At 58.9% G+C, this 20,812-nt stretch carries 16 protein-coding genes; 6 read left to right on the top strand and 10 right to left on the bottom strand.

The features are described from left to right. Positions 1-35: 35 nt before the first annotated feature. Complete coding sequence (gene rlmD / locus MMW58_RS05600; RefSeq protein WP_241722879.1) at positions 36-1,376, bottom strand: 23S rRNA (uracil(1939)-C(5))-methyltransferase RlmD; 1,341 nt, start codon at positions 1,374-1,376, stop codon at positions 36-38. A gap of 57 nt (positions 1,377-1,433) precedes the next feature. Between rlmD and barA the strand changes: the two genes are divergently transcribed. Beyond that, positions 1,434-4,187: a two-component sensor histidine kinase BarA gene (gene barA / locus MMW58_RS05595; protein WP_241722878.1), complete on the top strand. Its 2,754-nt coding sequence runs from the start codon at positions 1,434-1,436 to the stop codon at positions 4,185-4,187. Positions 4,188-4,237: 50 nt separating this feature from the next. Here the strand turns inward: barA and MMW58_RS05590 are convergent, their stop codons facing one another. The 8 genes from MMW58_RS05590 to syd form a co-directional block, all read right to left on the bottom strand. Beyond that, on the bottom strand, positions 4,238-5,377 hold the full coding sequence (locus MMW58_RS05590; protein ID WP_241722877.1) for a glycerate kinase: 1,140 nt from the start codon (positions 5,375-5,377) through the stop codon (positions 4,238-4,240). Between the two features lie 70 nt (positions 5,378-5,447). Beyond that, positions 5,448-6,788 carry a glucarate dehydratase gene (gudD, locus tag MMW58_RS05585; protein WP_133600412.1) on the bottom strand — a complete coding sequence of 447 codons (1,341 nt, stop codon included), beginning with the start codon at positions 6,786-6,788 and terminating at the stop codon, positions 5,448-5,450. 18 nt (positions 6,789-6,806) lie between these two features. Further along, positions 6,807-8,147, bottom strand: coding sequence for a glucarate dehydratase family protein (locus MMW58_RS05580; RefSeq protein ID WP_241722876.1), 1,341 nt, complete (start codon positions 8,145-8,147; stop codon positions 6,807-6,809). A 2-nt stretch (positions 8,148-8,149) separates the two neighbouring features. After that, positions 8,150-9,502, bottom strand: coding sequence for a galactarate/glucarate/glycerate transporter GudP (gene gudP, locus MMW58_RS05575; RefSeq protein WP_241722875.1), 1,353 nt, complete (start codon positions 9,500-9,502; stop codon positions 8,150-8,152). Between the two features lie 474 nt (positions 9,503-9,976). Then, the gene (locus tag MMW58_RS05570) at positions 9,977-10,420 is read right to left on the bottom strand and encodes a flavodoxin (RefSeq protein WP_159236182.1); all 444 of its coding nucleotides are present in this window, start codon (positions 10,418-10,420) and stop codon (positions 9,977-9,979) included. Positions 10,421-10,422: 2 nt separating this feature from the next. After that, a complete protein-coding gene (truC, locus tag MMW58_RS05565; protein WP_045857518.1) occupies positions 10,423-11,217 on the bottom strand; it encodes a tRNA pseudouridine(65) synthase TruC in 795 nt (264 codons plus the stop codon). After that, positions 11,217-11,546, bottom strand: a complete 330-nt coding sequence (locus MMW58_RS05560) for a YqcC family protein (RefSeq protein ID WP_133600416.1) — start codon at positions 11,544-11,546, stop codon at positions 11,217-11,219. The genes truC and MMW58_RS05560 overlap by 1 nt, the downstream gene beginning before the upstream one ends. Positions 11,547-12,177: 631 nt before the next feature. Continuing rightward, positions 12,178-12,723 carry a SecY-interacting protein gene (gene syd / locus MMW58_RS05555; protein ID WP_133600417.1) on the bottom strand — a complete coding sequence of 182 codons (546 nt, stop codon included), beginning with the start codon at positions 12,721-12,723 and terminating at the stop codon, positions 12,178-12,180. 68 nt (positions 12,724-12,791) lie between these two features. Here syd and queF point away from each other — a divergent pair, with 68 nt between their 5' ends. The 5 genes from queF to MMW58_RS05530 all read left to right on the top strand — a co-directional run bounded on the left by queF (position 12,792) and on the right by MMW58_RS05530 (position 19,544). After that, positions 12,792-13,637 carry an NADPH-dependent 7-cyano-7-deazaguanine reductase QueF gene (gene queF / locus MMW58_RS05550; protein ID WP_159236185.1) on the top strand — a complete coding sequence of 282 codons (846 nt, stop codon included), beginning with the start codon at positions 12,792-12,794 and terminating at the stop codon, positions 13,635-13,637. Between the two features lie 114 nt (positions 13,638-13,751). Further along, a complete protein-coding gene (ppnN, locus tag MMW58_RS05545) occupies positions 13,752-15,119 on the top strand; it encodes a nucleotide 5'-monophosphate nucleosidase PpnN (RefSeq protein ID WP_133600419.1) in 1,368 nt (455 codons plus the stop codon). Positions 15,120-15,735: 616 nt separating this feature from the next. After that, positions 15,736-17,025, top strand: coding sequence for an HAAAP family serine/threonine permease (locus MMW58_RS05540; RefSeq protein ID WP_133600420.1), 1,290 nt, complete (start codon positions 15,736-15,738; stop codon positions 17,023-17,025). Positions 17,026-17,082: 57 nt separating this feature from the next. Beyond that, positions 17,083-18,450, top strand: a complete 1,368-nt coding sequence (locus tag MMW58_RS05535; protein ID WP_241722874.1) for an L-serine ammonia-lyase — start codon at positions 17,083-17,085, stop codon at positions 18,448-18,450. 155 nt (positions 18,451-18,605) lie between these two features. Continuing rightward, positions 18,606-19,544, top strand: a complete 939-nt coding sequence (locus MMW58_RS05530) for a sulfonate ABC transporter substrate-binding protein (protein ID WP_241722873.1) — start codon at positions 18,606-18,608, stop codon at positions 19,542-19,544. A 37-nt stretch (positions 19,545-19,581) separates the two neighbouring features. Here the strand turns inward: MMW58_RS05530 and MMW58_RS05525 are convergent, their stop codons facing one another. Further along, on the bottom strand, positions 19,582-20,805 hold the full coding sequence (locus MMW58_RS05525) for an acyl-CoA dehydrogenase family protein (protein WP_159236299.1): 1,224 nt from the start codon (positions 20,803-20,805) through the stop codon (positions 19,582-19,584). Positions 20,806-20,812: the final 7 nt, after the last annotated feature.

Here is a 20,812-nt window from a genome sequence, read left to right as displayed (position 1 = left end):
ACCTCAGTTTCTGGGCTAAGCGGGCCGCTGAGGATTTACTCTACTGCCGCCTCGATGCGATTCGTATGATTTTGTGCAAGCTTGTGCTCAAACAGCACCATTGATTCCAGATGCCCGGTATGCGGGAACATATCCAGCATCGCCAGGCGTTGGATTTCATACCCCGCCGCTAAAAGCAGTTCGCTATCGCGCGCCAGCGTCGCCGGGTTGCAGGAGACATAGACTACGCGCTGCGGGGCCAGTTTTATAATATGCTGCATCACGCCCGCCGCGCCGGCTCTTGCCGGGTCGAGCAGGATTTTATCAAAGCCGCGCTTCGCCCAGGCCTGGCGCGTGACGTCCTCTTCCAGATTCTCATGGAAGAATGTGACGTTATGCAGATGGTTAAGCGCGGCGTTCTCGCGCCCCTTTTCCACCAGAGCGGGTACGCCCTCAACGCCCACAACCTGCGCGGCGCGCTGCGCCAGCGGTAGGGTAAAATTGCCCATTCCGCAGAACAGATCCAGCACCCGGTCCTGCGGCTGAATATCCAGCCACTCGAGGGCCGTGCGCACCATCAGCTGATTAACGCCATCGTTAACCTGAATAAAGTCGCGCGGACTGAACACTAAGCGTAGTCCGTCTGACGTATACCATGGCGCTTCGCCGCTAATATGTTCAAGTATCTCGCTTTGCGGCGCGAGGTACAGGGAAAGACCGTGAGATTGCGAAAATCGTTCCAGTTTTTCTTTATCGCCGGCGGGCAGCGCTGCGGTGTGACGCAATACCATCAGCGGCCCGTTATCGGCCTGCACCAGCTCAACGTGGCCCAGCTGGCGCACGGATTTCAGGCTGCTCAGACATTCGCGTACCGCCGGCAGCAACGCCTCAAGAGTGGGCACCAAAACGGGGCACCGCACCACTTCGACAACGTCGCTGGAGCTGGCCTGGCGAAAGCCCATGCGTAATTGTTGGGTCTTTGGCTGATAATTCAAGCTCAGGCGCGCGCGTCGACGATAGCCCCACGGCGAAGCGGCTATAATCTCATCGACATCGCGTTTCATCAGGCGACCGAGCGCGGCGCGTTTGCTTTGCTGCTGCAGCTCAACGCTGGCATGCTGCTGCTGGCAGCCGCCGCAGACGCCAAAATGCGGGCAGCGCGGCGTCTGGCGCTGCGGGCTGTCGTTGAGGCGGCGTTTTACCGTGGCGTGCGCGTACTGTTTTTTCTCGTCAACCAGCACGACCTCGGCCTGCTCCTGCGGCAGCAGGCCGCGAACAAACAGCGCTTTTCCCTGGTGACGCGCAACGCCCTGACCAAAGGGATCGAGGTCATTGACTGTAACGGTTATGATCTGGCGCGTCGTCACACGCCGTTTTGCAGAGTAGAATTGCGCCATCGTAGAGATTTGTCTCAATCAAATATACTGACTCTTATTCTCCCATAACGGAACCGCATGACCAACTACAGCCTACGTGCTCGCATGATGATTCTTATTCTGGCACCCACCGTACTTATTGGTTTGCTGCTCAGTATTTTCTTCGTCGCGCATCGCTATCACGACCTGCAGCGGCAGCTGGAAGACGCCGGAGCCAGTATTATCGAGCCGCTGGCGGTCTCCAGTGAATATGGCATGAATCTGCAAAACCGCGAATCTATCGGGCAGCTGATAAGCGTCCTGCACCGCCGCCACTCGGATATTGTGCGCGCAATTTCGATCTATGATTCGCAAAATAAGCTCTTTGTGACGTCCAATTTTCAGCTTAACCCCAGCGAGCTGCGGCTGGAAAAAGGGGCAAAGTTCCCCCGCCAGCTCAGCGTGACCCGCAAAGGCGACGTGATGATTTTGCGTACCCCTATCATCTCGGAGAGCTATTCGCCCGATGAGTCGCCGGTGACCGATGCCAAAATGCCCGGCAATATGCTGGGCTACGTGGCCCTCGAGCTGGATCTGAAATCGGTACGCCTGCAGCAGTACAAAGAGATTTTTATCTCCAGCGTGATGATGCTGTTTTGTATCGGGATTGCGCTGATTTTCGGCTGGCGGCTGATGCGGGACGTCACCGGGCCGATCCGCAATATGGTGAATACCGTTGACCGCATTCGCCGCGGGCAGCTGGATAGCCGCGTCGAAGGTTTTATGCTCGGCGAGCTGGATATGCTGAAGAACGGCATCAACTCCATGGCGATGTCGCTGGCGGCCTACCATGAAGAGATGCAGCACAATATCGATCAGGCGACGTCCGATCTGCGCGAAACCCTCGAGCAGATGGAGATCCAAAACGTGGAGCTGGATCTGGCGAAAAAACGCGCTCAGGAAGCCGCGCGTATCAAGTCAGAGTTCCTCGCCAATATGTCCCACGAGCTGCGTACGCCGCTGAACGGCGTGATTGGCTTTACCCGCCTGACGCTGAAAACCGATTTAAACACCACCCAGCGCGATCATCTGACCACTATCGAGCGCTCCGCCAACAACCTGCTGGCGATCATCAACGACGTGCTCGACTTCTCCAAACTGGAGGCCGGGAAGCTTATTCTCGAGAGCATCCCGTTCCTGCTGCGCAATGCGCTGGATGAGGTGGTGACCCTGCTGGCGCACTCGGCGCACGATAAAGGGCTGGAGCTGACGCTCAATATCAAAAATGACGTGCCGGATAATATTATCGGCGACCCGCTGCGCCTGCAGCAGATCATCACCAACCTGGTGGGCAACGCCATCAAGTTCACCGAGCACGGGAATATCGACGTGCTGGTGGAGCAGCGCGCCATCAGCAACTCCCGGGTGCAGATCGAGATCCAAATTCACGATACCGGGATCGGCATTCCGGAGCGCGACCAGTCGCGGCTGTTCCAGGCTTTCCGCCAGGCCGATGCCAGCATTTCTCGCCGCCACGGCGGCACCGGGCTGGGGCTGGTCATTACCCAGCGGCTGGTGAAGGAGATGGGGGGCGATATCTCCTTCCACAGCCAGCCTAATCGCGGCTCGACCTTCTGGTTCCATATCAGCCTCGACCTTAACCCGAACGCCATTCCCGACAGCCCGCTGACCGACTGCCTGCGGGGGAAAACGCTGGCCTATATCGAAGCCAACGCCGCGGCGGCCCAGTGCACGATGGAGCTGCTGGCCAATACGCCGCTGGAAGTGGTATATAGCCCGACGTTTTCCGCTCTGCCGGAGGCGCATTACGATATTCTGCTGGCCGGCATTCCGGTTTCCATGCGCGACCTTAACCAGCAAAAGGATAAGCTCACCAAAGCCTGTTCGATGGCCGATAATTTACTTCTCGCGCTCCCCTGCCACGCGCAGATCAACGCCGAAGCGCTGAAGCGCGAGGGCGTGGCCGCCTGCCTGCTTAAACCGCTGACCTCAACCCGGCTCCTGCCTGCGCTGACGGCCTCCTGTCGGACACAGCCCGCGGTGATGCTGACGCATACGGACAGCAGCAAGCTGCCGATGACGGTGATGGCGGTTGACGATAATCCGGCCAACCTGAAGCTTATCGGCGTGCTGCTGGAAGACCTGGTCCAGAACGTTACGCTCTGCGAGAGCGGCCAGCGCTCCGTTGAACTGGCCAAGCAGATGCAGCTGGATCTGGTGCTGATGGATATTCAGATGCCGGACATGGACGGCATTCGCGCCTGCGAGCTCATCCGCCACCTCCCTCACCATCAGCAAACGCCGGTCATCGCGGTCACGGCCCACGCCCTGGAGGGACAGAAAGAGAAGCTGCTGAGCGCCGGCATGAACGATTACCTGGCAAAACCGATTGAAGAGGACAAGCTGCACAGCCTGCTGCTGCGCTATCAGCCGGGGATGCACGCCGCCACCCCGCTGGCGGCCGAAGTGGTTGAACCCCCGGTCGATCATAACGTTACCCTCAGCTGGCAGCTGGCGCTGCGGCAGGCGGCGATGAAGCCGGACCTGGCGCGGGAGATGCTGCAGATGCTGATCGCCTTTATGCCAGAGGTGCGTAACAAGGTTGAAGAGCAGCTGGTGGGCGAGGAGCCGGAAGGGCTGCTGGATTTAATTCATAAGCTTCACGGAAGCTGCAGCTACAGCGGCGTGCCGCGGCTGAAGAAGCTGTGTCAGACTATCGAGAGCCAGCTGCGCGCGGGAACCGCCGCCGAAGATCTGGAGCCCGAGCTTCTGGAACTGCTGGATGAGATGGATAACGTCACGCGGGAAGCCTGCAAGCTAATGGGCATCTAGCCCCGGCAGCTCTGCGGGCCCGGGCAGCGGCCCGGGCCCGCAGAGCGCGGCTACAGCTTTTGCCCCATTTTCAGTATCGCCGCCACGTTGCGCGCCGTCATGCGCACGTTATCGGCGGCATTTTCCAGCGCCTCTTCGAGGGTGCAGACCGAATAGAGCACGCTGAAAACCGCATCCAGCCCGTGCTGATGTACAACGCCCACGTCCGCAGTCAGGCTACCGGCAATGCCAATCACCGGGATGTTGTAGCTTTTTGCCACCTTAGCCACCCCAACCGGCACCTTGCCGTGGATAGTCTGGCTGTCAATGCGCCCTTCGCCGGTGATAACCAGGTCAGCGTCCGCCACCCGCTCAGCGAGGTGCAGGGCGTCGGTCACAATCTCAATCCCCGGGCGCAGCTTCGCCCCGCAAAACGCGTAGAGCGCGGCGCCCATTCCGCCCGCCGCACCGCCGCCCTCAAGGTGCAGGACATCAATGCCGAGATCGCGATGAATAATTTGTGCGAAATGCGTCAGCGCGCGATCGAGGCGGGCGATCATCTCCTCCGTCGCCCCTTTCTGCGGGCCAAATACCGCCGTCGCGCCTTCCGGGCCGGTGAGCGGGTTGGTCACGTCGCAGGCCACCTCGATGCGGCAATCCACCAGCCGTTGATCCAGCTCGCTGAGGTCAATCTTCGCCAGCTGCTCCAGCGCCGCGCCGCCGGCCGATATCTGCCGGTTATCTTTTGTCAGCAGCTTTGCGCCCAGCGCCTGCACCATCCCGGCGCCGCCGTCGTTAGTGGCGCTGCCGCCGATACCGATAATAATTTGCTTCACGCCGCTATCCAGCGCGTGGCGGATCAGCTCCCCGGTCCCCCAGCTGGTGGTGAGCAGCGGATTGCGGCGCGCCGGCGGTACGCTTTCCAGGCCGCTGGCCGCCGCCATTTCGATATAGGCGCAGCGTTCGTCGCCGGAAAGGCCGTAAAAAGCGTTCACCGGCTCGCCGAGAGGGCCGGTGACGACAGCCCGCACCAGATGCCCCTGAGTGGCGGCGACCATCGCTTCGACGGTCCCCTCCCCGCCGTCGGCGACCGGTAGCTTGAGGTATTCTGCATCGGGATAAATCTCCCTGAACCCCTGCTCTATCGCGGTCGCTACGTCCAGCGCGCTCAGGCTCTCCTTGTATGAATCTGGTGCAATGACTATTTTCATAAGCTGTCCTTAACATGAACACAAGCCAGATAGCAAAAAGCGACCGGCCCCCGCAGGAGCCGGTTTGTCCTTAGCGCACCATGCACGGGCGCTTGTTATTAAACGTCCACTCTGGGATCAGGTACTGCATCGCCATCGCATCGTCGCGAGCGCCCAGGCCGTGCTTTTTATACAGCTCATTGGCCAGCATAACGCGGTCCATGTCGAGCTCTACGCCAAGGCCTGGCGTCGAGGGTACCTGCACCATACCACCTTTGATCTCAAAAGGTTGTCGGGTCAAACGCTGGTTCCCTTCCTGCCAGATCCAGTGGGTATCAATGGCGGTGATCCTGCCCGGCGCCGCCGCCGCGACGTGGGTGAACATCGCCAGCGAGATATCAAAATGGTTATTGGAGTGCGAACCCCAGGTCAGGCCAAACTCATGGCACATCTGGGCAACGCGCACCGATCCCTGCATGGTCCAGAAGTGCGGATCGGCCAGCGGGATATCAACCGACTGCAGCGACAGGGTGTGTCCCATCTGCCGCCAGTCGGTGGCAATCATATTGGTCGCCGTCGGCAGACCGGTCGCGCGGCGGAATTCAGCCATCACCTCACGGCCGGAGTAGCCCTGCTCGGCCCCGCACGGATCTTCCGCGTAGGCCAGCACCCCTTTCAGCTGTTTACCAATGGCGATGGCTTCGTCGAGCAGCCAGGCGCCGTTCGGGTCAAGCGTCACCCGCGCCTGCGGGAAGCGCTTCGCCAGCGCGACGATGGACTCGGCCTCCTCCTCGCCGGCCAGCACGCCGCCTTTGAGTTTGAAATCGTTGAAGCCATACTTTTCGTAGGCCGCTTCCGCCAGGCGCACGACGGCGTCCGGGGTCATGGCCTCTTCGTGGCGCAGCCGGTACCAGTCGCACTTCTCATCCGTCTGGCTCTGGTAGGCCAGCGGCGTGGCCTGGCGGTTGCCGACGAAGAACAGATAGCCAAGCATTTCCACTTCGCTGCGCTGCTGCCCGTCGCCCAGCAGCGAAGCCACGTTCACCCCAAGGTGCTGCCCAAGCAGATCCAGCAGCGCCGCTTCAATCCCGGTCACTACATGAATAGTGGTACGCAGGTCAAAGGTTTGCAAACCGCGGCCGCCGGCATCGCGGTCGGCAAACTGCTGGCGAACGGCGCCCAGCACGTTTTTGTATTCGCCGAGCGTTTTGCCGACAACCAGCGCCGCGGCATCCTCCAGGGTCTGGCGAATTTTCTCTCCGCCAGGAATTTCGCCCACCCCGGTGTGACCCGAGTTATCTTTAATAATCACGATATTGCGGGTGAAGTACGGCGCGTGCGCGCCGCTGAGGTTCATCAGCATGCTGTCGTGACCGGCCACCGGGATAACCTGCATAGAAGTGACTACCGGCGTTGAGAATTGCGTCGTCATGATTGAATCCTTTTCTAATTAATCGCGGCCGAAAACGGGACGTTTGCGGTCAAATTTCCAACCTGGGATCAGGTACTGCATTGGGGCGGCGTCATTACGCGCCCCTCCGGGCAGCCTCTTATAGGCCTCGTGCGCCTTTTGCACCTGCTCCCAGTCCAGTTCGACGCCCAGACCCGGCGCGTCCGGTACGGCAATCCTGCCGTTTTCAATCTGCAGCGGATTTTTGGTCAGGCGGCAGTCGCCCTCCTGCCAAATCCAGTGGGTATCGATGGCGGTCGGATTGCCCGGCGCCGCCGCACCGACGTGGGTAAACATGGCCAGTGAAATATCGAAGTGGTTATTTGAGTGGCAGCCCCACGTCAGCCCCCAGTCATCGCACAGCTGCGCGACCCGCACCGCGCCGGACAAGGTCCAGAAGTGCGGATCGGCGAGCGGGATATCCACCGCGTTGAGCATCACCGCGTGCCCCATTTCACGCCAGTTAGTGGCAATCATATTGGTTGCTACCGGCAGCCCGGTGGCGCGGCGGAATTCCGCCATCACTTCGCGACCGGAAAATCCCTGTTCGGCGCCGCAGGGATCTTCGGCGTAGGTCAGCACGTCCTGCAGGCCTTTGCAGAGTTCAATGGCTTCATCAAGCAGCCAGGCGCCGTTCGGATCGACGGTAATACGCGCATCCGGGAAGCGTTTTTTCAGCGCGCGAGCGGTGTCAATCTCCTGCTCGCCCGGCAGCACGCCGCCCTTAAGCTTGAAATCTTTAAAGCCGTAGCGATCCTGAGCGGCTTCGGCGAGGCGGACCACCGCTTCGCCGCTCAGCGCCTCCTGATGCCGCAGGTGGTACCAGTCGTGCTGGCCAGGGGTGGTCTCCAGGTACGGCAGATCCGTTTTATTGCGATCGCCGATATAGAAGAGATAGCCCAGAACGGTGACCGCGTCGCGCTGTTTGCCCGGCCCCAGCAGTTCGCACACCGGAACATTCAGCGCTTTGCCCAGCAGATCCAGCAGCGCAGCCTCCAGCGCCGCCACCGCGTTAACCCGCAGTTCGAAGGTCCAGGCGCCTTTACCGAACGTGTCGAAATCCGCAGCCTGATTGCCTTTATGCACCTGCTGAACCACCTTGTTCAGGCGCGCAATTTCCTGCCCCAGCACCTGCGGAATAGCGTCTACCAGCGTCTGATAGATAACCTCGCCGCCGGGGGCCTCGCCGATACCGGTGTTGCCCGCGCTGTCGGTGAGTACCACAATATTGCGGGTAAACCAGGCGCCGTGCGCGCCGCCAATATTCAGCAGCATACTGTCATGCCCGGCAACCGGGATCACCTTCATGTCGGTGACGATCGGAGTCGATTGAGTATTCATCGTTAGCGCTCCCCTACAGGTTTCAGTTCTATGCGTTTAATATCCCCCACCAGCACCAGGTAGCTCAGCACCGCCACCAGCGCATGTATCCCGACATAAATCAGCGCCCCGTTGAACGAGCCCGTCGTCCCGACGATGTAGCCGATGGCAATCGGCGTGACGATACCGGAGATATTGCCGAACATGTTGAACAGACCGCCGGAGAGACCGCTTATCTCTTTCGGGGCGGTATCCGCCATCACCGCCCAGCCCAGCGCGCCGATGCCCTTGCCGAAGAAGGCCATCGCCATAAAGCCGATAATCATCCATTCCGCGTTAACGTAGTTACAGAACACCATCACCATCGACAGCAGCATGCCGAGCACGATGGGGGTTTTGCGGGCAATATTCAGCGAGCCGGTGCGGCGCATCAGCCAGTCGGAGATAATGCCGCCCAGCACGCCGCCGACAAAACCGCAGATGGCCGGAACGGAGGCGACAAACCCGGCTTTCAGAATCGACATACCGCGCGCCTGCACCAGGTAAACCGGGAACCAGGTGATAAAGAAGTAGGTCAGCGCGTTAATGCAGTACTGGCCAATGTAGATCCCGACCATCATCCGCGATCCGATCAGCTGTTTGATCTGTCCCCATTTTTCACTGAATGGAACTTTCTGCGCGCTTTTCTTCTGATCCATATTGATCAGCGCGCCTCCTTCGGCAATGTACTCCAGCTCTTTCTTGTTGACGCCCGGGTGCTGATTCGGCTCGTGGATCACTTTCAGCCACACGAAGCTAATCACAATCCCCAGTCCTCCCATAAAGAAGAAGACGTGCGACCAGCCGACTTCGTGGGTCAGCCAGCCCATGATCGGCGCGAAGATAACGGTGGCAAAGTACTGGGCGGAGTTAAAAATAGAGACCGCGGTGCCCCTCTCCTGCGCCGGGAACCAGGCCGCGACGATGCGGCTGTTGCCGGGGAAGGATGGCGCTTCCGCTAAGCCGACGAGGAATCGCAGGGTAAACAGCGCGACGATGATGCCAAAACCGCTAAAGATATCGACGAAGCCCTGCAGGAGGGTAAACATCGACCAAATGAAGATCGACCAAAAATAGACCCGTTTTGAACCAAAGCGATCGAGCAGCCAACCGCCTGGGATCTGACCAATCACGTAGGCCCATGAGAACGCTGAGAAAACGTAGCCCATGCCCACCGCGTCGAGGCCAATATCTTTGGCCATTTCCGAGCCGGCAATCGACAGCGTCGCGCGGTCGCCGTAGTTAAAAGAGGTGACGATAAACAGCATCACCACTATCCAGTAGCGGGCGTTGGTGCGTTTTTCCGCGCCGCTCGCCGCCTGACTTAATGTACTCATTGTTGCACTCCTGAATCATAGCAATTAGCTACGTTCATTCTGAACAGCACAACCTGTAGGGTAATCAGAATGACGTGTTAGTGTTTTCGTTTTATCTGGCATTTTGCTTTTTCAAACTGGCAGGAAAAGTATAAAAAGAGGACATGGCCGGCTCACCGTGCACATACACAGCTTTGCGGGACGTGCTGAAATCGATTTATGGCTTATGCCTAATCAGATGGGGGGTAGTTCACGGAAATGAAAAGCAACCGCCGGTTAGCGCTGCCGGCGACGGTGCAAACGGCAGGAGTGTGAAATGTCTCTCTTGACCCGGTGAAAACAGGCGGAAAAAACCGCTTTCGGCGAGTGGTTTTTAGGCAGATGCCTGAACCCCTGCCGGGCGAGCGCGGGTACGATCCCGTTGGGCGTTTATCCGGCGCTGGCCTTCAGAAGGGACGCCCTCTGCGTAGGGAGAGAGCGTCACTTTTCACCCGCCTATTCGAGCAGGGTCGCCCACTGTTCAACCCACGGGTTGGACACGCCTTCAGGCTCCGGGTCTTCGCTGGCGTCGATCGTCAGCATGTCGCCGACGCGCTTTGCGCCCTGCTCCTGCAGCAGCGCATCAAAGGTCTTGCCGCCGCCGCAGAAGTTAGCGTAGGTGCTGTCGCCGAGCGCAATGATTCCGTAGCGCAGGTGCGGCTGGTACATATCCTTAATGCCTTCGTACAGCGGGACGATGCTATCCGGCAGATCGCCCTGTCCGGTCGTTGACGTCACGACCAGAACGTATTTGCCGCTGTAGGGTTCCCAGTCCTGAACCTCCGGGTCTTCGAACACCTTCGCCTTGTGGCCAAGGCCGCTCAAAATGGCTTCAGCTTCTTCAGCGACCAGCAGCGCGTTACCGTACATCGTACCGACAAAAATCCCGACTTCTGCCATCTTTATCTCCCTGGATTGACCTCAATCCGTTCATCCTGACCGCTGTCGTCTGCAAACTCAACCCTTTCATTTAGCGGCAGAAGGCCTCGCCAGCCAAACTGCGACAGCGCCCGCATCCACACGTCGTCCAGGCTGGCGCGAATGACCAGCGGCTCGCCGGTAAACGGATGGGTTAACGAGAGCTGGCTGGCGTGCAGCATCAGGCGGTCGCAGGCAAAGTTTTCCACCGCGCTGCGGTTCTGGCGCAGATCGCCGTGCTTGCTGTCGCCGATAATCGGGTGGCGCAGGTGTGACAGATGGCGGCGCAGCTGATGCTTACGTCCCGTTTTAGGCTCCAGCTCAACCAGGCTATAGCGCGTCGTCGGATAGCGTCCGGTGGCGACCGGCATCTCTACCGTCGCCAGGCCCCGATAGTGGGTCACCGCCGGCTGCGGGCCTTTATCTTCGCGCGCGAACTTATCGGCTATTTTATCCAGCTCTTCAACCAGCGGATAATCGAGCAGCGCCTCTTCGGTGAGCCAGCCGCGGGCAATGGCGTGGTAGCGTTTTTGCATCTGGTGCTGCTCAAACTGCTGCGACAGCCGCCTTCCCGCCTCGCTTGATAGCCCCATCAGCAGCACGCCGGAGGTCGGTCTGTCGAGCCGATGGGCGGTAAAGACGTGCTGGCCAATCTGATCGCGCACCGTTTGCATGACCACCACTTTCTCATCGCGATCCAGCCAGCTGCGGTGGACCAGCCAGCCGGAGGGCTTATTGACCGCCACCAGCCACTCATCCTGATAAATAATTTCCAGCATCAGGCGTCGTCGCTCGCAAAAAGGGTATCCAGCAGCAGCAGCTCCGCCAGCACGCGATCGCGCAGCGGGTGGGCGGCATCAAGGGCCATCTCATAATAAGGGGCGACGGCAAAACTCTGCGGCAGCGGCTGCTCAGCGTCCAGCAGCTGATGCATACGCGGGATCAGCACCCACTGCAGCCACTCCAGCGGCTCCATGGTATCCATGCAGAACGGGCTGTCGCTGGCAAAGGCGCTGCTTTGCGGCGCGCTTTCCTGCCAGTACTGCGTTTCGCGCAGCAGCGCTTCAATCGCGTGCAGGCGCTCGCGCACGCTGAGGTGAAGAGTCATGGGGAAACCTCGATGTGTTGTAAACCGGCGCAGAATAGCAAATTCAGAAGAGAAATAAAAAAAGGGAGCACTGTATAAACAGTGCTCCCGGTTCGTTTCGCAGCAATCCGGCTACATTGGTGCTCCCTGCTCGTCCGTGAAAACTTTTCCTGAGGTCTCCTGACCATGTTCATCCATAAACCAGTGCGTCCTGCTTTCACACCACCCCGATGTGAAATTACCTGTCCTTAAGTCTATCCCGATCTTCCTGATCCACCGTTCATCATGAGCGGCTCACGTTCTCCATCCTGGAGGTGTCCTTTACGCCATCCTGCGTTATCCTGTGCTTCATCCTGAAGCCTGTCCTTGCTACGCCTTCCCGGCGGGTCCTGCAGAAGCGTCATCATCCTGATGTTCACTTCATTTCGCGACTTCCTGTCGACGTACATAGGATCACTGATTCCGCCTCGTCTTACAACCCTTCATACGACAATCTCTTAAGATTAGTCACCACTAAAAAAGACGATACAAAACCTAATTAACTGAATTAAAATGATTTTTTAAAAATTAAATAGTTGAAAAATGACTTAAATGATGACGATCTCTTACAGGTCTTGTAAGAGATCTCTCACAAACGGGCAGGCATAATGGATTACAGAACCGGATCGAGCTGGTTAAGAAAACTCGCCAGGGAGGCAGAAAGGGTCGTACGCCTGCGCGTGCCGAGAGTCTCTTTGAGGACTTCACCGCTGACGTTACAAACGGAGATAACGTCCAGCTCGCTGTCCAGCGTGGCGATAAACAGCGTCGGCGACAGCTTCAGGCGTTTTTGCACCACCAGATGGCCAATCAGATTTTCCTGCATGCGCTGGAAGTCATCCGGGCTCCAGGCCTGCAGCAGGGTCATCGTTTCACCGGCAAAGCGCGCCTGCATATCGCCGGCAAACTGGGTGGTATAAAAACTATGAGCCGGCGGTTGTACCACAATATCGAAGGCCCTTTCAACCGCGCTGATATTGGCGGGGAGAGAAAAGGGCTGCGGCTGCCAGAAAACGGCGTCGCCGTCCGTCGCGCTGATGCAGGGCGACGGGATGCCGTAAAGCTCTTCGCTGCGCGGCAGGCTTGCGCGCTGCTGCTGCCAGGCGTCGCAATAACGTTGGGTAAATGCTTGCAGCGCTTCTGCGGTCTGATTGTCCACCGGTTTCTCTCTTCACGTTAGCCAGGATACACTTAGCGAATAGTGTACCCGCTTTACTATGGTGAAACATGTCTTCTTATGAGAATCATCAGGCCCTCGCTGGCCTGACGCTCGGTAAATCAACCGATTACCGTGATACCTACGACGCATCCCTGCTGCAGGGCGTGCCGCGCAGCCTGAACCGCGATCCGCTGGGCCTGCACGCCGATAGCCTGCCCTTCCACGGCGGCGATATCTGGACGCTGTACGAGCTCTCCTGGCTGAACGCAAAAGGTCTGCCGCAGGTGGCGGTGGGCCACGTCGAGCTGAGCGATACCAGCGTGAACCTGGTGGAGTCGAAGAGCTTTAAGCTCTATCTCAACAGCTTCAACCAGACCCGCTTTGCCGACTGGCAGGAGGTGCAGGCGACCCTGACGCGCGACCTTAGCGCCTGCGCGCAGGGTGAGGTGACGGTTGCGCTCTATCGACTCGACGAACTCGAAGGCCAGCCGGTGGCCCATCTGCACGGCACCTGCATCGACGATCAGGATATCGAAGTTGATAACTATGAATTCAGCACCGACTACCTGCTGGACGCCGCCGGCGACCAAATCGTCGAAGAGACGCTGGTGAGCCATCTGCTGAAATCGAACTGCCTGATCACCCACCAGCCGGACTGGGGCTCGGTGCAAATCCAGTATCGCGGGCCAAAAATCGATCGCGAAAAGCTGCTGCGCTACCTGGTCTCGTTCCGTCATCACAACGAGTTTCACGAGCAGTGCGTCGAGCGGATCTTCAACGACCTCCTGCGCTTCTGCCGGCCGCAGTCGCTCTCCGTCTACGCCCGCTACACCCGCCGCGGCGGCCTCGACATCAACCCGTGGCGCAGCAACGCGGACTTTGTTCCGGCTATCGCTCGTCTGGCGCGCCAGTAGCAAAGAATTTTCACAACTTTGCGTGCCTTCACGCGTACGCAAGGTTGTGAAAACGCCGCAGGCAGGGCTATTGTAATCACAGGAAGACGATAATCGTCCTGTTAAGGAGTTCACTTGATTACACATGTTAGCCCGCTTGGTTCAATGGATATGCTGTCACAGCTGGAAGTGGATATGCTTAAACGCACCGCCAGCAGCGACCTGTATCAACTCTTTCGTAACTGTTCGCTTGCCGTGCTCAACTCGGGGAGCCTGACCGATAACAGCAAAGAGCTGCTGTCTCGTTTTGAAAACTTCGATATTAACGTGCTGCGTCGCGAACGCGGCGTGAAGCTGGAACTGATCAACCCGCCGGAAGAGGCGTTCGTTGACGGGCGTATTATCCGTTCCCTGCAGGCCAACCTGTTTGCCGTGCTGCGCGACATCCTGTTCGTTTACGGGCAGATTCATAATACCGTTCGTCTGCCGAACCTCGACCTCGAAAGTTCGGTGCATATCACCAACCTGGTATTCTCGATTCTGCGTAACGCCCGCGCCCTGCACGTCGGCGAAGCGCCCAATATGATCGTCTGCTGGGGCGGCCACTCGATTAATGAGACCGAATATCTCTACGCCCGCCGCGTCGGGACCCAGCTCGGCCTGCGCGAGCTGAATATCTGCACCGGCTGCGGCCCTGGCGCGATGGAAGCACCGATGAAAGGCGCCGCGGTTGGCCATGCCCAGCAGCGCTACAAAGACAGCCGCTTTATCGGCATGACCGAACCTTCGATTATTGCCGCCGAGCCGCCGAACCCGCTGGTGAACGAGCTGATCATCATGCCGGATATCGAAAAGCGTCTTGAGGCCTTCGTGCGCATCGCCCACGGTATCATTATCTTCCCGGGCGGGGTGGGTACGGCGGAAGAGCTGCTCTATCTGCTGGGAATTCTGATGCACCCGGACAACAAGGCGCAGGTGCTGCCGCTGATCCTCACCGGACCAAAAGAGAGCGAGAACTATTTCCGCGTGCTGGATGAGTTCATCGTCCACACCATGGGCGAATCGGCGCGTCGCCACTACAAGATTATCATTGACGACGCCAGCGAAGTGGCGCGTCAGCTGAAGAAAGCGATGCCGCTGGTCAAAGAGAGCCGCCGGGAAACCGACGACGCCTACAGCTTTAACTGGTCGATTCGTATTTCGCCGGACCTGCAGATGCCGTTCGATCCGACGCACGAAAACATGGCCAACCTCAAGCTCTACCCGGACCAGCCGGTAGAGGTGCTGGCTGCGGATCTGCGCCGCGCCTTCTCCGGGATCGTCGCCGGGAACGTCAAAGAGGTCGGCATCCAGGCGATTGAAAAATTCGGCCCTTATAAGCTGCACGGCGATGCGGAGATCATGCGCCGGATGGACGATCTGCTGCAGGGCTTTGTCGCCCAGCACCGCATGAAGCTGCCGGGCGGCAGCGCCTACATCCCTTGCTATGAAATAGGCTCCTGAACCCTGTTCTGACCCTCCCGGGCGGCGGCTAACGCCCTGCCCGGGTAATCCAACCCGCACTCCCGTTTTCCTGTATCCCAGCGCCCCTCCGCTCCCGTTCTCCCGTTCTCCCGTTCTCCCGTTCTCCCGTTCTCCCGTTCTCCAGCACGATAATCTGCCTACCCACCGACTTCGCCGCGCGCCCTGTCAGAAATCTATTTTCTTTGTGAATGTTTTGTAGCTTTTTGCAAAGCCAATCGTTTGCCTTTCCAAAAACAGCAACAAATATCACCACAAAAAAGATATTTGAGAGCTAAAACATCGAGAACATCCCATTTTTACAGCAAAAACCTCGTTATTACGCCGCCATGCTTTTATCGCATATGCTGCGAATGATAGCCTTCGCGCCACAAATATCTGGCTGAACATCAGAAACAGACTGTTGGACTAAAAATACCCACCCTGAAAGTGGATTATTGCAATTGAGATCGCGATCACTGATAGATTTCCAATATGAATGTATCTTTCCGCCCCACTTGTTACGGAGAAAATCACGAAAAAACCGTAAACAAACGAATTTAATATTACTTAATTGATTTTATTTATTATTTTTTGTTGCTTCCTCCAGGAGATACAGATGGAAACCACGCAAACCAGCACTATCGTTTCGGGCGAAACCCGCAGCGGATGGCGCAAAACCGATACCATGTGGATGCTGGGCCTGTACGGCACGGCTATCGGCGCAGGCGTTCTGTTCCTGCCGATCAACGCCGGCGTCGGCGGTCTGATCCCGCTGATCATCATGGCTATTCTGGCTTTCCCGATGACGTTCTTTGCCCACCGCGGAATGACCCGTTTTGTGCTTTCCGGTAAGAATCCGGGGGAAGACATCACCGAAGTCGTAGAAGAACACTTTGGCGTGGGCGCAGGTAAGCTGATTACCCTGCTCTACTTCTTCGCTATCTACCCGATTCTGCTGGTGTATAGCGTTGCGATTACCAATACCGTCGAGAGCTTTATGCTGCACCAGCTGCAGATGACGCCGCCGCCGCGCGCGATTCTCTCGCTGATCCTGATCGTCGGCATGATGACCATCGTGCGCTTCGGCGAGCAGATGATTGTGAAAGCGATGAGCGTACTGGTGTTCCCGTTCGTGGTCGCCCTGATGATTCTGGCGCTGTATCTAATCCCAGAGTGGAACGGCGCGGCGCTGGAAACCCTCTCCCTGAGCAGCGCAACTTCTACCGGCAACGGCCTGTGGATGACCCTGTGGCTGGCGATTCCGGTCATGGTCTTCTCCTTTAACCACTCACCGATCATCTCCTCCTTCGCCGTGGCGAAGCGTGAAGAGTACGGCCAGGGCGCTGAGAAAAAATGCTCCAGCATCCTCGCCCGCGCGCACATCATGATGGTGATTACCGTTATGTTCTTCGTCTTCAGCTGCGTGCTGAGCCTCTCCCCGACGGACCTGGCGGCGGCAAAAGATCAGAACATCTCGATTCTCTCTTACCTGGCGAACCACTTTAACGCCCCGCTGATTGCCTGGATGGCGCCGATCATTGCGATGATTGCCATCACCAAATCCTTCCTCGGCCACTATCTTGGCGCCCGTGAAGGCTTTAACGGCATGGTGATTAAATCCCTGCGCGGCAAAGGTAAATCCATCGAAATCAATAAGCTGAACAAAATCACCGCGCTGTTCATGCTGGTCACCACCTGGATTGTGGCGACGCTGAACCCGAGCATTCTCGGCATGATCGAAACCCTCGGCGGCCCGATTATCGCGATGATTCTGTTCCTGATGCCGATGTACGCGATTCAGAAAGTCCCGGCGATGCGCAAATACAGCGGCCACGTCAGCAACGTCTTCGTGGTGCTTATGGGCCTGATTGCTATCTCCGCTATTTTCTACTCCCTGTTCAGCTAATCTCCCCCTCGCGCCGCCTGCCGGCGGCGCGCTTTCCGACAGCTCTGGATGTGCATCATGATCAGCGTATTCGATATCTTTAAAATCGGCATTGGCCCTTCCAGCTCCCACACCGTGGGGCCAATGAAAGCGGGCAAACAATTCACCGACGACCTTATCGCACGCGGGCTGCTTGCCGACGTCACCACCGTCATCGTCGACGTATACGGCTCCCTTTCCCTGACCGGCAAAGGCCACCATACCGACATTGCGATTATTATGGGTCTGGCGGGCAACATGCCCGATAGCGTCGACATTGACGCCATTCCGGCGTTTATTCAGGACGTCAACACCCACGGGCGCCTGATGCTGGCAAACGGCCAGCGGGAGGTCGACTTCCCGGTTGACCGCTGCATGAATTTCCATGCCGACAACCTGTCGCTGCATGAAAACGGCATGCGCATTACCGCCCTCGGCGGCGACAAGGTACTCTATAGCCAGACCTACTACTCCATCGGCGGCGGTTTTATCGTCGACGAACAGCACTTCGGCCAGAGCAACGACGCGCCGGTTGCCGTGCCTTATCCCTACCAAAATGCGGCTGATTTACAGCGGCACTGCCGCGAAAGCGGGCTCTCGCTTTCCGGCCTGATGATGCAAAACGAGCTGGCGCTGCACAGCAAAGAAGAGCTGGAGCAGCACTTTGCCGCCGTCTGGGACGTGATGAGCGGCGGTATTGAGCGCGGCATCAGCACCGAAGGGGTTCTGCCGGGCAAGCTGCGGGTCCCGCGCCGCGCCGCCGCGTTACGCCGGATGCTGGTCAGCCAGGACAATACCAACAGCGATCCGATGGCGGTCGTTGACTGGATTAATATGTTCGCCCTGGCGGTGAACGAAGAGAACGCCGCCGGCGGCCGCGTGGTCACCGCGCCGACCAACGGCGCCTGCGGGATCGTGCCGGCGGTACTGGCCTACTACGATAAGTTTATCCGCAAGGTCAACGCCAACTCGCTGGCGCGCTACCTGCTGGTGACCAGCGCAATTGGCTCGCTGTATAAGATGAACGCCTCGATTTCCGGCGCCGAAGTGGGCTGCCAGGGCGAGGTCGGCGTGGCCTGTTCGATGGCGGCGGCCGGCTTAACCGAGCTGCTGGGCGGCAGCCCGGGCCAGGTGTGCATCGCCGCGGAAATCGGTATGGAGCACAACCTGGGCCTGACCTGCGACCCGGTTGCCGGCCAGGTTCAGGTGCCGTGCATCGAGCGTAACGCCATCGCCTCGGTGAAGGCCGTCAACGCCGCCCGGATGGCGCTGCGCCGCACCAGCGAACCGCGCGTGTGCCTCGATAAGGTTATCGAGACGATGTACGAAACCGGCAAGGATATGAACGCCAAGTACCGTGAAACGTCGCGCGGTGGCCTGGCGATGAAAATCGTGACCTGCGATTAAGCCCTCTCCAGCCCGGCAGCCGCGCCTGCCGGGCACTCTCCCGCACTCCCCGCCGCGCCAACCGCCACTTTTGTTATATAGACTAAGATTTAGTTATTTATTGGTTATAAGGGCAATTTGTTACCTTACGGTTAACCGCTACAGGAGAACAAATCATGTCCAAAAGGTTCCATCTGGCCCTGCTGCCGCTGGTGCTCGGCCTCTCTGCTTCCGCGCTGGCACAGGCGCCGGAAACCGTTAACATCGGCTATCAAAAAGCCAATATTTTCGCCCTGCTGAAATATCGCGGAACCCTCGATGAGACCTTCAAAAAACAGGGCATCGCCGTGCGCTGGATAGAGTTTCCTGCCGGTCCGCAGATGCTGGAAGGGCTAAACGTCGGCAGCATCGACCTGGCGGCCACCGGCGACGCTCCGCCGGCATTCGCTCAGGCGGCGCGGGCGGATCTGGTTTATCTCGCCCACTCCCCGGCGAACCCCAAAACCGAAGCCATCGTGGTGCCGGAAAACTCGACGCTCCACAACGTGGCCGACCTGAAAGGCAAGCGCGTGGGGCTGAATAAAGGCTCTGACGTCAACTACCTGCTGGTGGCCGCGCTGGAAAAAGCCGGACTGAGCTATAAAGATATCACGCCGGTCTATCTGCCTCCGGCCGATGCCCGCGCCGCCTTCCAGCGCGGCGCCATTGATGCCTGGGTTATCTGGGACCCGTACCTTGCCGAAGTCGAAACCAACGCCAGGGCGCGGCAGATCCGCAACGCTGAAGGGCTGGTGCCGCACTACACCTTCTATCTCGCCAGCCGCAAATTTGCCGAAAACCACCCGGATACGGCAAAACAGGTGGTGGATGAGTTACGCCAGCTCAGCGACTGGGCTAACGCTCATCAGGACGACGCCGCCGGGATTTTGGCGACCTCAACCGTGCTGGATAAGGCTATCTGGCTGAAAGCGCTCGCCCGCCTGCCCTACGGCGCCGAACGCATGACGCCTGCGGTCTATAACGAACAGCAGGCGCTGGCGGATACCTTCACCCGCGTTGGCCTGCTGCCGGTCAAAGTGGACGTGCGCAGCGCCACCTGGTCGCAGGATAAATAGTGATTAACGGCGACGGTTTTCCCCGTCGCCTCCCTCCTTACCCCTGCGTTTTCTCGCCGTTGCCTATCTGCCAGATAAAGGTCGGCGCTTCGCCGTTGACCAGCCAGTTGCCGATATTGCGCGCTTTATAGATAACCGGATTATGCGACGCCACCGTGCGCGCGTTGCGCCAGTGGCGATCGAGCGCTTTGCCTACCCGGGTGTCCGACGCGCCGAGGGCGTTAAACAGCTCGGTCGCCGCGCGCGGTATCCAGTCGCTGGCAATCACCTGCGCCTGCGCCGCTTCAACCTCCGCCAGACGATTACGCTGCTCAATCAGCGCCTCGTCGCCGCTGGCGTGAACGATATAGGCCTGCTGTAAAGACTCCGCCGCCTGCAGCACCGCCGCGCGGGTCGCCCACGCCCAGCTGCTGATTTGCCCGACCACCTGCAGCACCTGAGGATCGTCGCGCGGCACGGCGGCATTGCCGTGGCTGTACATACGGGAGCGTTTTTTCACCCCTTCGGCGGCATCGCGTTCTACCGCAAGGCCGATACCCGCCAGCGTCGCCAGTAAGATATGCTGATAGAAGGCGGTCTGGTAGCGAAAGCGCTCGGCAAAATCGTAGACATGTTCCTGCTCAACCTGCGCCTGCCGGAAGCGGGTGGTGCCGCTGCCGGTCAGACGCTGGCCAAAGCCGTCCCAGTCGTCCTCTCGCTCCACCCCGCTTTGCCTGGTACTGACCAGCGCTATCACGTCGCCGCCGTTGTCGCTGCGGCGGGCAAAGACGTCAATCCAGTCGGCGTACAGCGTCCCGGTGCTGTAAAACTTCTCGCCGCTGAGCCGCCAGCCGCGCTCGTCCGGCGTCACCTGAGTATTCACCTCCCCAAGCTTCACCGCCCCCGTTTCGGTCCAGCCGCTGCCCACCAGCTCCCCGTCGCGAAAACGCTGGAACCAGCGATCGCGCTGCGCAGAATCGGGCTGATTCAGACGGTCCTCAACAAAGGCAAAATGAGCGCGCAGCGCCTGCGGCAGGTTTGAATCAGCCTCGGCCAGCTCAATCAGCAGGGCAATCAGCTGCGGCAACGACGCGCCCCAGCCGCCCTTTTCCCGCGGAATGCGCAGCGTGCCGAATCCCGCCTCCTTCAGCCAGCGAATCGGCTCCTCGGGCAGAATACGCTGCTGCTCGCGGCTGGCCGCCCCTTGCGCAATGCGTGAGAAAATCGGCCGAAAGGCCGCCGCCAGCTGTTCGTAATCGGTACCGGTAGAAAGTAGTGTCATCATCTGT

The organism is Klebsiella sp. HC6 (assembly GCF_022605325.1).
Lineage (GTDB): Bacteria > Pseudomonadota > Gammaproteobacteria > Enterobacterales > Enterobacteriaceae > Klebsiella > Klebsiella terrigena.
This window is presented reverse-complemented; position numbering and strand designations above follow the sequence as displayed.